Raw genomic sequence first — 13062 nt, 5'->3', positions numbered from 1 at the left:
GTTCATTAAAAGAATTAATAATAGCTTCTCCAAATTTATTATCACTATTCAATGATTAAACAATCCTAAAAAGGTTTAGGATTAAAAATGAATTTTAATGTCTAAAATAAAAAGGAAAATTAAAGGAGGGGCTTTTAATGTTCTACCATATTAAAGAATTACAATATAATGCTAAACCAGAACGACCAGATCCGGTTTATGCAAAAAAACTTCAAGAAATTTTAGGTGGACAATTCGGTGAGATAACGGTTATGATGCAGTATCTATTTCAAGGTTGGAACTGTCGAGGAGAAGAAAAATATCGAGATATGCTTTTAGATATCGGTACTGAAGAAATCGCACATGTCGAAATGATTACCACAATGATTGCCCAGTTACTTGATGGAGCTCCCGTGAATGAACAAGAACAAGCTGCTAAAGATCCTCTAATAGGAGCCGTCTTAGGTGGAATGAATCCACAACATGTTATTGTTTCCGGACTAGGTGCAACCCCAACAGATAGTGTGGGTTACCCGTGGAATTCACGCTATACGATTGCTAGCGGCAATCTTTTGGCGGATTTTCGTGCAAATCTTAACGCTGAATCTCAAGGAAGATTACAAGTAGTAAGATTATATGAGTCTACAACAGACCCCGGTATAAGAGATATGCTATCATTTTTAATTGCTCGGGATACAATGCACCAAAATCAATGGATGGCTGCTATAGAAGAGTTAGAACAAAAACAAAAGCCAATTGTTCCTAGTACCTTCCCACAAGGACTTGAAAAACAGCAAGTCTCTTACTCTTTTATGAACTTCTCAAAAGGGGAAGAAAGTTCACAAGGGCGATGGGCTTCCGGACCAAGTATGGATAAGCAGGCTAATTTTGAATATATTGCAAATCCTGAAGCAATGGGACAAGTACCTAAACTGGGGCAAGCACCCGCTTATATTCATAATACACCAATTCCCGGAGAGGCTGCTCCCTCAACGGAATCAGCAAACTATACACAAGAATAAAAGCTAAAGTTTCAATTGAAAAGACTTCAAACTATAGAGGGTGTTTATCGCCCTCTTTTTTATTTATCACTCCATTGGACTTCGAATTATTTCGAGACATTGTTTTTTTATTCAAAAAACAATAGGTAATCATCGTTATTACTTTTAATATTAATTACACTTCTAGAATTTTCTCGTTTTTTACTTCAATATCTATAAACTGACTAAGGCCCGTTATATTAAATATTCTTGTTAATTTTGCAGATGGGTTAATAAATATTAGTGAAGTGTTTTCTTTAATTACTTTCTTATAGAAGGCTACAAGTACACCAAGGCCACTACTATCCATATAAGTTACTTTGGATAAATCTAATTTTATAATCAAACCGTCCGACAAAACAATTAACCCTAATTCATCTTTTAATATTGGTGCTGTATGAGTATCGATTTCACCTTCAATAAATCCATAGAGTAAATCACCAATTTCCCGCCTTTGTAATTTTAAATTCATTTAGTTTCCCCTCCGTTAATCTACAGTAATATTCGTCTCCCTTAAGACTATTTAACCATTTTTATTTAGATTAGAAAAGAAGAATAATCCTTCGTCATTGATTTGTGTATATATCGCAACCCAATAGTGAGCCACTTAACCCACTGTGTATTTTTCAGACGCACAGCTCGGCTTCATTTGGAGTGGCGGGCATGATACCCTTATTCGAGCGTTAAACCCCTACAGTTTTAGATCAAGTTTTCCCTGAATATAGTAATGTTTTTGGAGACTTATATTCGGATGTTTCTTTAAAAATACTACAGGCATTTCCTACATCAAAAGATATATTGAAAGCCAATAATGAAGTATTAACAACTAAAATAAAAGAATTCTGTAATTCTCGTTCTCTATAATGGGCAAATCAACAGGCCGAAAAGCTAATGACTGCAGCAGCTCAAAACCCTTTTCAGAAGGCTTTATATTAGTCTTTCCCTAAGTTTAGATATGTATGTTAATATGCTCTTTGAATACAAAAAACATCTATCCCTACTTGAAAATGAGATAGATGTTTTAACAAAAAGTATTGAAGAATCTAAGATTATCCAATCAATTCCTGGAATCGGAAAAAAAATCGCTGCCACGATTGTTTCTGAAATTGGGGAAATTGAAAGGTTTAATCGTAAGCCCGAAATATAAAAAATAGCGCACCTTCACGGTACGCACGACGAACGGCCAGCTAACTGAAATTTTTTTCAGTTAGCTGGCTATTTTGCACATGTGGCTTGAATATTTTCTGACCATGGCATGTAATTATGTAAAATCTCAGGTTGTTGATGAAACGATATATTAGGTAATTCCGTCATCAGCTTTACCAAGTACTGATAAAAATCAATTCCGTTTGCTTTGGCCGTTTCAGCCAAACTCAAACAAATGGCATTCGCATTAGCACCTGCTTCACTCACGGAGAAGAGCCAGTTTTTGCGACCAATGACATTTGGACGAATGGCATTTTCAGCGGGATTGTTATCAATGGCGACATACCCATTTTCAAGGAAAACCTTTAACTCCGATGAACGGCTTAATGTATATTCAGCTGCTTTCGCAATGGCATTTTTACCGAAGAAAGGCGAACGATCAATCCAATCCATAAATTCATCGACGATCGGTTTTGCTTCCTGTTGGCGAACTTGCACGCGCTCTTCCGGTGAAAGATGTTTGATTTTTCGTTCGATATGAAACAGCCGATCGCAATACTGCACGCCTATTCGTCCATTTTTACTATCGGCTTTTAGCCAATAACGGCGTACGTGAGCCCAACAGTTGGCGAATTGAACATGAGGTAATTGACCGTAAGCTGAATACCCATCACAGATCACAGTGCCTTTGAATCCCTTAATTAAATCTTCTAATACAGCGCGCCCTCGAGAAAGAGCGCTCTTAAATAGAACGATAATGGGACCTTCACTTTGTACACTGCGACATACCCAGTTATAAGCGTTTGATTGAGCTGGCTTTCCATCTGAACGCTTAATTATTTGTGCATAGGTTTCATCTATATGCAACACAGATTTTGCCGTTAATAATTGGTTCATCAAATTATAAAGCGGTTGAAGCCAATCCTCTGCCACACGTATTACCCAATTGGATAGATTTTTATCATTTGTATGTAGTCCATGGCGCTCCCATTCATTTACCTGACGGTAAAGAGGTAAGTACTGGATAAACTTATCGTAGATAAGCTTTGCCAAAACAGTAGGACCGGCAATGCTTCTTTGGATTGGACCTTGCGGTGCTTTACCTCGTTTAATTTGAGCTTTTAGTAGGGCATCGTTTTTACACGTTTTGCACTCATACACATGTTCAAAATGTTGCACACGCTTCAGGGAGGCTGGAATAAATTTTGCCTCTTCACGTATCAACGTTGAACTGAACTCTACCATCTCCCCAAGACAGCAGTCACAAGCTAAGTTGGCTGGGTGATGATGAATTTCTTCAATTTCTATATCCTCATGAAACGAGTCATTTCGTTTTTTATTTGTCTTTTTACGAGTAACCGTATAACTAACCGTTTCGGTGCTTTGTTCTTCTGTTTGCTCAGGTTCGTTAAAAGACGGATCGTCTTCAAATAATGAGCCTTGTCCATCTGGTGCTTGATACTTTGATTTTTCTGATTTAGAACCGTATAAAGCTTTTGTTAATTGGCGAATTTGTTCAGTCAATGCTTCAATTTGTTTGGTTAAATTTTTATTTTGTTCTTTTGTGTAGGCTAATTGTTCTTCCAATAATTGAATCACTTTTTCATTTGAAGCGTTTCCCAAATCATTCACCACATTTCGTTCAATTTAAGTTATGAATGATTATACCACTTAAAATAGGGCTATTAAAAGATACCTTTTGTAGATTTTGCAATCGCCTTTGGCTGTTGCAGAGATAATCCTTCTAATAACCAACGAAGCTCTTGTTGCGAAAGTTTGCGTACCTCATTTTCATCTTTTGGCCATTGTAATTTCCCATTATCTAATCGTTTATAAAGCATGGCGAAGCCATCTCCATCGAAATACAAACATTTATAACGATCCTTGCTCCATCCAGAAAACAGAAAGATAGAATCACTATACGGATCCAATTCGAAAGAATCTTGAATGAGCGTTGCGAGACCATCAATTCCTTTACGCATGTCTGTCTTGCCGCAGATGATGTAGATGTTTTGCACGCTCGTAAAATCCTGTTTCATCCCTTCAGCTCCTTCATAATGGTTTGGATAATGCGCTCATCTACGCCATTGAAGAAGGAAATTTCAGCCACAGCGGTTTTAATTACACAACTTGGCTCAGCAGTGTATTGAAGAGAATGATTCGAAGAAGTTTCAACTGGAAGAGGATCGAGTTTGACGGGAACAATGGTTAATTTGTTTTTAGACATAAATGGCACCTCCTTTGATTGATACATTTATCGTACCGGAGGTGCCTGCTGTTTTATATGCGTTGTTTGATTACGGGCTTACGTTTAATCACCCTAAGAAACTAGTCGCATTTGCCGGTCTTGATCCAAGTGTCTTTGAATCTGGTACATTCAAAGGGTAAGCGTCAAATAGCGGCCACCTAGTTTTAGGCAGCCGCTATTGTTATGTTATCTATATAGTTCGTTTTGGTACGTGGCAGTTGGTCGGAATTTTATCTGACCAAGGCATCAACGCATCTAACGCTGCGTCGTCTGTTCGTTCAATTAACGGCAGCTGTTCCAAGACATACGTTAAATATTTCAGCGGATCGAGTTGGTTCTCTTTGGCTGTTTCTACAATACTGTAAATGACAGCACTAGCCTTTGCGCCTTTTGGAGAACTCGCAAATAACCACGCCTTGCGACCGATAACGAACGGTTTAATCGAACGTTCGCCTCGATTATTATCTAACTCTAGACGACCATCCTTTAAAAATACCACGAGTTTTTGCCACTGATTTAAACAGTATGTAATGGCTTCACCTAATTTTGTTTTTGGTGCGACACGGGCTTTTTCTGTTTTTAGCCATACTAAAAAATCATCTAATACAGGTTTACTCTGCTTCAGACGTTCCTCGTAGCGACGTTCAGGTGTACAGTCGTCCATTTTATTAATCTTTTTGTCGATCGCAAATAAACGATTACAGAATTGAAGGCCTATTTTTGCGGCACATGGCTGCTCTGTATTTTGTAGATTTGCTGGTAAGGATTTCAGTGCTTCATCATATTTTCGACGCGCGTGCGCCCAGCACCCGACCAACTCGACATTTTTCAAGTCGTGATAACCTGCATATCCATCGACATGGAGATAACCTGAAAAACCTTGTAAAAATGCTTTGGGATGTTTACCCGAGCGTGTTGTTTGATAGTCATAAAGCACGATGGGCGCTACTTCTCGACCTGTTCGATACATCCACATAAACGATTTGCTTGTCGCAGCGCGACCAGGTTCATTTAATACTTGTAAACTGGTCTCATCCGCATGGGCAATATCCTCTTGTAGTAGTTTTTTATGAAGATGATGATATAAATGGATAAGCCATGTGTTCGCCCCATACATCATCCAGTTCGCCATCGTTTGACGTGAGAGTGAAATGCCCATTCGCTCTAATTGTTTTTCTTGTCGATAAAGCGGAAGACCTTCACAATATTTTTGGCTCATCAAATAAGCCATCGCTGATGGCGAAGCTAAGCTACCTGGATACATAGGCGCTGGCATTTTCGCTGTGACGATAGGTGTTTCTGTTCCTTCTTTTTCACAATGACGGCAGCTGTAAATGTGTTGAACATGTTCGACCACTTCGACTTGTGCCGGAATGATTTTCAATTCACGACGGATTTGTGTACTCATTTCGTGTGTCTTTTCACCGCAACACAAACAAACCTGCTCTTCTTCGCTTAAACGATAGTGAATCGTTTCGACAGGCAAGTTTTCTAACATCGCTTCGATTTGACCCGAACGCTTTTTACGTTTATAGGTAACCGTTTCAAGCGTCGGTTCTTCGACCGTGTTATCTGACGTCATTTCCATTTCATTGAATAGCGTCAGCGTAAGTTGATCTTGGTTGGTTTTTTCACTTGAAGCACCATACTTCTTTTGTTGGCTCAGGCGGAACTGTGCTTCCCACCAGTTGAGTTTAGCCAGTAGGGCTTCATTTTGTTTTTCCAACGCCGCATTCTTTTTTGCGAGTTCTTCAATTGTAAGTGTTGGAGTAAGTTCGATTTTTACCATAGATAAAGAAATTCGACCTGAATAGCCGAATTCCTTTTTCAAATGACAACTTTAGCAGAAATCTTCATATGTGAGGATTTTTGATTCATAGGTAACCCTTCGAGTAACCATTTAAATTGCCTGCCTGAAATTTTCAATGGCGTAGTCGCTTCATCGGGCCAGTCAAACAGGCCATCTTCTAAACGACGATAAAAGAGCCAAAATCCATTATGGTCCCAGTGAAGGATTTTTAATTTATCCTTTTTTCGGTTACAGAATACAAAGAGATGCGATGAAAAGGGATCAAGCTGAAAGCTTTCTTGTACAATTGCAGCGAGACCATCCACGGATTTCCGTAAATCTGTTGGTCCACACGCAATGAACACTTGATCCATTCTTAAATTAGTGAACATGATGTTGGACAACCTGAAGGACTTTCGTTAAAGTCGCTTCATCAAAATCGGGTGGACAGTCAATGGTGATGCCATTTAATTTAATCGTAATGGGAATCGTTTCAGGTAGAACAGGCTCTTGTACAACAACAGGTAACCACTGAGCAGGTTGAATTTTTGTCTGCGTCCGTGATTTACGCAGCCACTGATACATACTTTGAACAGGTACATTTTCTTTTGCGCACCAAGCAGCAACGCTTGCTTCACCACTCGTGTGGAAAGCTTGAATACGAGATTGCCACATCAGCTGACGTTCTGATCGTTTCATAAAAAAACCTCCAACTTCATTCATTGTCATGATTGTCTCATGGCCATTGAATTCGTTGAAGGTGTGCTATATTTGGCGCTTACTTCAAAGGTACTTACAACCGAATAACCAAAAGAGGCTCTAGCAGACTACGGCAAGCTTTGTATATGGCTGTTAAATGTGCTATTCGTGACTGTCGAAAACAGAAAACAACGGATGAAATCCTTCCTCGTAATAAGAAATTACGAGCGTTTTATGATAAAAAACAGGAAGAAGGAAAACTATTTAGAGTAGCTGTAATAGCTTGTGCAAACAAACTCTTACTTTGGATTTATGCACTATTAAAAAGCAAGAATTCTTTCCAAGACATAGATTGATTTAACAATTTAACCAAGTAAACCTGAACTTTCCAAATTAAGAATTTGGACGGTTATTTGGCATGCACAAATTTAGTATAACATGATATTTTTATTATTTTTAATAAAAATTATTGACAACTATTAGCTGGTTTTGTGGAATAAACACGCAGAAATGCCCCCTAACTTTATCTAGAGGTAATACTTATATTTCATTTTAATGTTAAAATAAACATAATTGTGTCATTCTTATTTAGTTAAATGAAATGGAGGTTTTTGTTTTCGTGAATTTGTTATTGCTTACCATTAATCCTATTGCTTTTAGCATTGGATCTATAGATATTCGTTGGTACGGTATTTTAATTGCATCAGGTATTCTTTTAGGATACATAGTTGCAAATAAAGAAGCTGATAAACGGGGCTTACCAAAAGATTTTTATACAGATTTTTTAATGTGGGCTATTCCTATTTCGATTATTTCTGCACGAATCTACTACGTTACAATGGAATGGGATCAATATGCGGCTAATCCTCTGCGAGCAATTGAAATTTGGAACGGTGGTATTGCGATCCATGGTGGATTAATCGGAGCCATTTTAACGACTATTATTTATTGTAAAGTAAAAAAAATATCCTTTTTCAAAGTTGCAGATATTACAGTACCAAGTTTACTAATTGGACAAATTATAGGACGCTGGGGTAACTTCATGAATCAAGAAGCTCATGGTGGACCAGTGAGTCGAGCATTTTTAGAATCATTACACTTACCTAATTGGTTAATTAACCAGATGTATATAGAAAGCTTGAGTAGTTATGTTCACCCTACATTTTTATATGAGTCTTTATGGAATTTAGTCGGGTTAATTATTGTCTTACTTATTCGCAAACACTTAAATCGGGGTGAAGTATTTGCAACATATTTAATTTGGTATGCGATTGGTCGTTTTTATATCGAAGGCATGCGCACGGACAGCCTTTATTTAATCGGGGAATTACGTTCAGCACAAATTGTATCGATTCTTAGCCTTATTGTAGCAATTGGATTAATTGTTTATCGTCGATTTTGTATAAAAATACCTACTAAATATCAAGAAAAATTTTAGCAAGAAACAATTCTAAGCCCCTACATTAAGGAAACATAAATGTAGGAGCTTTTTTGTTGTATTAATTAAGGAAAGCGCCCGATTATGTATTAGGGGTGGGACGGTGGGTTAGGGAGAATGTCAGCATCGTCAGTGATGGAATTAATAATTGAATTGGCTTTCTTACTAAAATTCATTAGCGTTATTGCTTTTTTAGCCTACACTAGTGACTTTTCTTATTTCAATATTCATAAACTGACTAAGGCCCGTTATATTAAACATTCTCGCCATTCTTGCAGATGGATTCAACAATTTTAGGGAAGTATTTTCTTTAATTACTTTCTTATAGAAAGCAACAAGTACACCAAGACCACTACTATCCATATAAGTTACTTTGGAAAGATCTAATTCTATAATAAAGCCGTCTGACAAAGCAATTAATTCTAGTTCACCTTTTAATATTGGTGCTGTATGACTATCGATTTCACCTTCAATAAATCCCTGTATCAAATCTTCAACTTCCCGCTTTTGTAATCTTAAATTCATTTATTCCCCTCCTTAAGTCCCATTATATTTTCCCATCTTAAGAACTATTAAAACACTTTTATTCAGAATAAAAAAGCGAAATCCTTCGTCAAGATTCCCTATTTTTGCGTAAAATATGCATAAATTTATGCATATTATCTTTAGCAACAGATACCCATTGTTCTACAGCGCTTTTTCTATTTGCTCATTTGTAATAGCTGCTAATAGCTTACTGCCTATTCCTTCTCACTTTCGATTTGGATTTAAATACAATACATAAAGCTCTACAACATCGTCCTGTATCGTTTTTCTGAATTTTGAACTAGTTCTTTAAATCCTTTTGAATTACTCGATTGAATGCGTCGAATAACTTTTTCGAAATTTGACTTACAATTCGATTCGCGGTACCGCCCATGCCGCTTGAGTCTGCAAAAAGAGCGCAGTCTCATTCGTCATGATCCGGCGGTTGGTAAGGCGCGAATCATAAATAACTGCACTTCAATTTTATATTGTTATGAATAGGATATTAAAGAAGGGGGGTGAGAGAATGTGTAATTGTATGAATAGAGGGTGCAGTGTTAGTTCTAATCAACTATCGGTTAAATGTGGAAATCTATGTTTTTCATCAGGTCCACTTAGAGCAACTAGTACAGTATGTCCTCCTGAAAATATAGGTTCCATAATTCCGTTTTCTTCAGGAACTGGACTAGTAACAGTAACGTTTACACCTCCAGAACTTGGAGAAGTTAGAGGAGTGTCTGCAATCGGTTTTGGAAGTGCTGTTGATACTATTGCAATAGGAAATACGGTTATCTTACCAACTGAAGTAGCAGGTACAACAGAAGCTTTTTCTGTTCCACGTGTAGGAACTAATACCGCTATTTCTGCAACATTTACAGAAACAGCTATTGCTGATGTTACAGGAACGGCTATTATTACTGCACAAGTTTATCGCGCCCCTGCTGGAATTATCACATTCACAGCAACAAATGCATTTGTTAACTTAACGCCGGTACTTACAGGAACGATTAATGTCGGTACTACCTTCCAAGGATTAGCGAATTTATCAAATATTCCGGTATCCGCTGGTGACCGTTTAGCAATGGTGTTTTCTGTTAGTGGAACAGGTGTTACAGATATTATCGTACTTACAGGTGCTGCAACAGCAGGTATTACGATTTCTTAAACTTCTACCAATTCATATGCTTTTTCTGGAACATATCCTTTTCCTACAAGAATTCCCATGAGTATAAATTATTAAAGAATGTGTTTTATATTATTTTCTTTTTTAACATCTTCCAACCCTTCGTTGACTAAAAATTCCGACCTTTGAATCCATAGGTCTGGGTGTTATACCATCAATTCCGGGGCTACCATTAAGTTAAGAAATCCCTTACTCAGCATGCATTGCATCTGCCTTGGTGCGGTGAATCGTGCCAAATGGATGATTAGGTGGTGCATAGATAGAATATAGCCTTAATGGAATATTCCCTGTATTCGTTAAGTTATGCCATGTTCCAGCGGGGATAAAAATTGCGGAATCATCCTGAACATTTCTACTAAAGTCTAACTGATTTTTACTTTTACCCATTTGAGTAACACCTTGACCTTGTTCGATTCGTAAAAATTGGTCAACGTCAGGATGCATTTCTAAACCGATATCTTCACCTGGATTTAGGCTCATTAATGTAGCCTGTAGGTGATTTCCTGTCCACAAAGCAGTACGATAAGTATTGTTTTGTTTAGCTGCCTCATTAATATTTATAACAAAAGGACGTTTTCCGTAATCACTGATTGGCAAACCATTATTTTGAGATGAATTAGTTTGATTTACAAGAACAGGACCTTGAGGATTCCATTGATTTGTATTCACAGCATAATGATACATCGGAGCAATACTGTAATATGGGTGTTGATATGGATACCCGTATGGGGAATAATACATTTTTTCAACCCTTTCGAAAATAATATACTATTGTATGCTAACTTTTAATAATGTGTTTTCTAAGTATAGATTTCGATTTAGGCAAAAAAAAAGCCGAATACATAGTTCGGCTTACTAAATATTAGTTCTGCATGTCAGACATTAATTGGTTTCGCAATTGCTGAACGACCTCTTTTGAAGCTGGTGCAGCAGGTTGATAGTATCCTTTTTGAAGGGCATAACTGTATAAAGTTCGTTGACGGGATTCATCCTGATTTCGCAATTGGATTAATGTTTGTCTGAGTTCCGCATTATTCGTTTGTGCGATGATATTGGCATATCCAGTTAAGCTTGCATTTAACCCGGCCAGATAATCATTGACCATTTCTTTATCTTGAAACATTTACACTCCTCCTTAGTTTAAATATGTTATTAAATCCTGTTGTGCTTGCTTAGCAGCTTGTGCATCTCTTTCAAAGAGTGCTTTTAAATCTGTATCTGTGCAACTTGATGCATACATTTCCAATTTTTTTGCAACGTTTCCATGCCCACCAATTAAACTACGTAAATGCTCAACTTCTAGTTCAGTTAAGTTATGATTCACTGTTAATTCCTCCCTCTATAAATGTTGATATATCAATGGCTAGCGCCATTTCTGAGTGTCAAAAAAAATTTTTTATGACACATACATCTATCGTTATTTTGTAATTCTTGATTTTTTTTACAATGCGTCCGAACGCTTCGCTAAAGGATGATCCATTAATTGGTAATAGCTATCCTGATCCAGTACCGTATATTGATGCACATTTGGATCTCTGCGTTGCTTATGATGACGGACCCTCCCATGTCTCTAGGCGTCTAATTGCGCGTACATTCCTTCGTTCGGTCTATTCATAAGGCAGAGGCTGGCGATGCTCCTTTAGGGACTCATTTGAATTCATTCAACGGTCGGATGGTGAAAATAATGCCGGCTTCTCCGTGTCATCCTCTTGTTTTTGACTTCTACTAGTGATATTAAGCAGCCGTTTGAAGACTAGCGAAATCGGTCATCATTTGATGTTCGTTAAACATTGTTTTCTTTTTGCATAGGGCATGTAAAATCTTCAGTAACTTCCCACATAACACGACGATGGACTGCTTCTTTCGAAGCGGATTGATGGTGCGTGTAGTGTAATATTCATGTAGTTGTTTGAACGCTGGATTATGCAAGATTAAAGGCATCATTACTCGAAAGAGGAGGGCACGAAGTTTTCTTCTCCCTCGTTTGGAAATCCTTTTTTGTCCCTTTTGCTGACCAGAAGAGTTTTCACGCAATGTGAGTCCCGCTAGTTTAATTAATTGGCGTGGATGTGCATATTGCGTTAAGGAACCTACCTCTGATAATAAATCGACAATTGTAACATCACCGATTCCAGGTACCGATGCTAAATATTCATAATCCGTCATTTGTTTGGCTAACTCTACGAGCTGAGTTGTTAATTCATCAAGCTGAACCTGCATCAATTTGTGCTGTGAAAGAAGCGTGGCAATTTCGAATTTGGCCATCACTAAACCTTCTGTCAGTCCGATTGAGCTTTCTGCAACCTCGACTAATTGCTTTGCCTTTGGTAACTGCGGGCATTTCATACCCTCTACCTGCCGATATAAAAATAGTAATTCTTCTGGTGATTTGCCTACAATATCTGTTGGCAACGGTGTCATTTCAAGGACCGCATACGCCATTTTCCCAAAGCTTTTAAACACTTGTGTGAATTCAGGGAAAAAGCGATCTAGCCAACGGATAATGCGATTTTGTAGGGCATTTAAATCTTCTTGAACCTTTGAACGTAAAGTCGTTCCATTTCGTAACTCAGACTCGATTCCTTCAAGATGTCGGGGATAGCTGAAACGACCGTCTCTCATAAGGCGAGCAATGACTAGCGCATCCTTTTGATCATTCTTCGTTTGCAGATTGTCATCTAATTCTTTCGAACGATTGACGTGCATTGGATTGACCATCACAAATGGAATCCCATAGTTCGTTAAAAAAGCAGCTAAGTTCATCCAGTAGTGACCCGTTGGCTCGAACCCAACGAGAATTTCATGTTTATCATAAGTTGCTTTAAGCGCCATTAGGCGTTCATAAAGGTTTTCAAAACCAATACGTGATTGCGCGATTGGAAATGATTTTTGGAGCACTCGACCTCGATCATCAATTGCACATGCATAATGTTTATGTTTAGCAATGTCGATGCCGATAACTAGAGTATTTTCAGAAACTTGATTAATTTTCTCATTCGTATTAAAATTCATTGG

Annotated in this window: 15 protein-coding genes and 3 pseudogenes; 6 read left to right on the top strand and 12 right to left on the bottom strand. The window is 37.8% G+C overall.

Annotation, left to right across the window (positions count from 1 at the left end):
• Positions 1–137: 137 nt before the first annotated feature.
• The gene (locus MKZ25_RS09105) at positions 138–1001 is read left to right on the top strand and encodes a manganese catalase family protein (RefSeq protein WP_340718276.1); all 864 of its coding nucleotides are present in this window, start codon (positions 138–140) and stop codon (positions 999–1001) included.
• 154 nt (positions 1002–1155) lie between these two features.
• On the opposite strand, the gene MKZ25_RS09100 is transcribed toward MKZ25_RS09105, so the two are convergent.
• Positions 1156–1491 carry an STAS domain-containing protein gene (locus MKZ25_RS09100; protein WP_340718275.1) on the bottom strand — a complete coding sequence of 112 codons (336 nt, stop codon included), beginning with the start codon at positions 1489–1491 and terminating at the stop codon, positions 1156–1158.
• A gap of 224 nt (positions 1492–1715) precedes the next feature.
• Here MKZ25_RS09100 and MKZ25_RS09095 point away from each other — a divergent pair.
• Positions 1716–2163 (top strand): annotated as a pseudogene (locus MKZ25_RS09095) (transposase); the annotation flags it as partial.
• A 71-nt stretch (positions 2164–2234) separates the two neighbouring features.
• Here MKZ25_RS09095 and tnpC (MKZ25_RS09090) read toward each other — a convergent pair.
• From tnpC (MKZ25_RS09090) to MKZ25_RS09080, 3 genes are read right to left on the bottom strand one after another with little or no spacing between them, the layout of a single operon-like run.
• Entirely contained in the window at positions 2235–3797 is a 1563-nt protein-coding gene (tnpC, locus tag MKZ25_RS09090) for an IS66 family transposase (protein WP_340732393.1), read from the bottom strand.
• A gap of 53 nt (positions 3798–3850) precedes the next feature.
• A complete protein-coding gene (gene tnpB, locus MKZ25_RS09085) occupies positions 3851–4204 on the bottom strand; it encodes an IS66 family insertion sequence element accessory protein TnpB (protein ID WP_340732394.1) in 354 nt (117 codons plus the stop codon).
• Positions 4201–4392, bottom strand: a complete 192-nt coding sequence (locus MKZ25_RS09080; RefSeq protein ID WP_340718477.1) for a hypothetical protein — start codon at positions 4390–4392, stop codon at positions 4201–4203. The genes tnpB (MKZ25_RS09085) and MKZ25_RS09080 overlap by 4 nt, the downstream gene beginning before the upstream one ends.
• Before the next feature lie 2 nt (positions 4393–4394).
• Between MKZ25_RS09080 and MKZ25_RS09075 the strand changes: the two are divergent.
• Positions 4395–4547 (top strand): annotated as a pseudogene (locus tag MKZ25_RS09075) (transposase); the annotation flags it as partial.
• A gap of 56 nt (positions 4548–4603) precedes the next feature.
• Here the strand turns inward: MKZ25_RS09075 and tnpC (MKZ25_RS09070) are convergent.
• Genes tnpC (MKZ25_RS09070) through tnpA form a run of 3 tightly spaced genes read right to left on the bottom strand, consistent with a single transcriptional unit; the run spans position 4604 to position 6901 of the window.
• On the bottom strand, positions 4604–6202 hold the full coding sequence (tnpC, locus tag MKZ25_RS09070) for an IS66 family transposase (protein WP_340801190.1): 1599 nt from the start codon (positions 6200–6202) through the stop codon (positions 4604–4606).
• Positions 6203–6240: 38 nt separating this feature from the next.
• The gene (tnpB, locus tag MKZ25_RS09065) at positions 6241–6594 is read right to left on the bottom strand and encodes an IS66 family insertion sequence element accessory protein TnpB (protein ID WP_340800994.1); all 354 of its coding nucleotides are present in this window, start codon (positions 6592–6594) and stop codon (positions 6241–6243) included.
• Positions 6584–6901 carry an IS66 family insertion sequence element accessory protein TnpA gene (tnpA, locus tag MKZ25_RS09060; protein ID WP_340800995.1) on the bottom strand — a complete coding sequence of 106 codons (318 nt, stop codon included), beginning with the start codon at positions 6899–6901 and terminating at the stop codon, positions 6584–6586. Before tnpA ends, tnpB (MKZ25_RS09065) begins: the two co-directional genes overlap by 11 nt.
• Before the next feature lie 83 nt (positions 6902–6984).
• On the opposite strand from tnpA, the pseudogene MKZ25_RS09055 reads away from it, so the two are divergent.
• A pseudogene (locus tag MKZ25_RS09055) lies at positions 6985–7257 on the top strand (transposase); the annotation flags it as partial.
• Between the two features lie 263 nt (positions 7258–7520).
• Positions 7521–8339 (top strand): prolipoprotein diacylglyceryl transferase, encoded by an 819-nt coding sequence (gene lgt, locus MKZ25_RS09050; protein ID WP_340801189.1) that lies wholly within the window; start codon positions 7521–7523, stop codon positions 8337–8339.
• 192 nt (positions 8340–8531) lie between these two features.
• Here lgt and MKZ25_RS09045 read toward each other — a convergent pair whose 3' ends face one another.
• Positions 8532–8864: an STAS domain-containing protein gene (locus tag MKZ25_RS09045; protein ID WP_340718273.1), complete on the bottom strand. Its 333-nt coding sequence runs from the start codon at positions 8862–8864 to the stop codon at positions 8532–8534.
• A 493-nt stretch (positions 8865–9357) separates the two neighbouring features.
• On the opposite strand from MKZ25_RS09045, the gene MKZ25_RS09040 reads away from it, so the two are divergent.
• Positions 9358–10029: an exosporium glycoprotein BclB-related protein gene (locus MKZ25_RS09040; protein ID WP_340718272.1), complete on the top strand. Its 672-nt coding sequence runs from the start codon at positions 9358–9360 to the stop codon at positions 10027–10029.
• 207 nt (positions 10030–10236) lie between these two features.
• On the opposite strand, the gene MKZ25_RS09035 is transcribed toward MKZ25_RS09040, so the two are convergent.
• From MKZ25_RS09035 to MKZ25_RS09020, 4 genes are all read right to left on the bottom strand, one after another.
• Positions 10237–10788, bottom strand: coding sequence for a cupin domain-containing protein (locus MKZ25_RS09035; protein WP_340718271.1), 552 nt, complete (start codon positions 10786–10788; stop codon positions 10237–10239).
• Positions 10789–10909: 121 nt separating this feature from the next.
• Positions 10910–11170 (bottom strand): spore coat protein, encoded by a 261-nt coding sequence (locus MKZ25_RS09030; RefSeq protein ID WP_340718270.1) that lies wholly within the window; start codon positions 11168–11170, stop codon positions 10910–10912.
• A 12-nt stretch (positions 11171–11182) separates the two neighbouring features.
• Positions 11183–11371: a hypothetical protein gene (locus MKZ25_RS09025; protein WP_340718269.1), complete on the bottom strand. Its 189-nt coding sequence runs from the start codon at positions 11369–11371 to the stop codon at positions 11183–11185.
• Between the two features lie 410 nt (positions 11372–11781).
• Positions 11782–13059: an IS110 family transposase gene (locus tag MKZ25_RS09020; RefSeq protein WP_340801188.1), complete on the bottom strand. Its 1278-nt coding sequence runs from the start codon at positions 13057–13059 to the stop codon at positions 11782–11784.
• Between the last annotated feature and the right edge of the window lie 3 nt (positions 13060–13062).

The sequence above is a fragment of the Solibacillus sp. FSL W7-1464 genome, from assembly GCF_038004425.1.
Classification (GTDB): domain Bacteria; phylum Bacillota; class Bacilli; order Bacillales_A; family Planococcaceae; genus Solibacillus.
The sequence above is the reverse complement of the archived record's forward strand: the minus strand, read 5'-3'. Positions and strand labels throughout refer to the sequence as shown.

Excerpts from the sequence above, each read along its gene's own strand:
- MKZ25_RS09105 (WP_340718276.1), top strand. The coding sequence starts at position 138 with ATGTTCTACCATATTAAAGAATTACAATATAATGCTAAACCAGAACGA.
- MKZ25_RS09100 (WP_340718275.1), bottom strand. The coding sequence starts at position 1,491 with ATGAATTTAAAATTACAAAGGCGGGAAATTGGTGATTTACTCTATGGA.
- tnpB (WP_340732394.1), bottom strand. The coding sequence starts at position 4,204 with ATGAAACAGGATTTTACGAGCGTGCAAAACATCTACATCATCTGCGGC.
- MKZ25_RS09080 (WP_340718477.1), bottom strand. The coding sequence starts at position 4,392 with ATGTCTAAAAACAAATTAACCATTGTTCCCGTCAAACTCGATCCTCTT.
- tnpC (WP_340801190.1), bottom strand. The coding sequence starts at position 6,202 with ATGGTAAAAATCGAACTTACTCCAACACTTACAATTGAAGAACTCGCA.
- tnpB (WP_340800994.1), bottom strand. The coding sequence starts at position 6,594 with ATGTTCACTAATTTAAGAATGGATCAAGTGTTCATTGCGTGTGGACCA.
- tnpA (WP_340800995.1), bottom strand. The coding sequence starts at position 6,901 with ATGAAACGATCAGAACGTCAGCTGATGTGGCAATCTCGTATTCAAGCT.
- MKZ25_RS09045 (WP_340718273.1), bottom strand. The coding sequence starts at position 8,864 with ATGAATTTAAGATTACAAAAGCGGGAAGTTGAAGATTTGATACAGGGA.
- MKZ25_RS09040 (WP_340718272.1), top strand. The coding sequence starts at position 9,358 with ATGAATAGGATATTAAAGAAGGGGGGTGAGAGAATGTGTAATTGTATG.
- MKZ25_RS09035 (WP_340718271.1), bottom strand. The coding sequence starts at position 10,788 with ATGTATTATTCCCCATACGGGTATCCATATCAACACCCATATTACAGT.
- MKZ25_RS09030 (WP_340718270.1), bottom strand. The coding sequence starts at position 11,170 with ATGTTTCAAGATAAAGAAATGGTCAATGATTATCTGGCCGGGTTAAAT.
- MKZ25_RS09020 (WP_340801188.1), bottom strand. The coding sequence starts at position 13,059 with ATGAATTTTAATACGAATGAGAAAATTAATCAAGTTTCTGAAAATACT.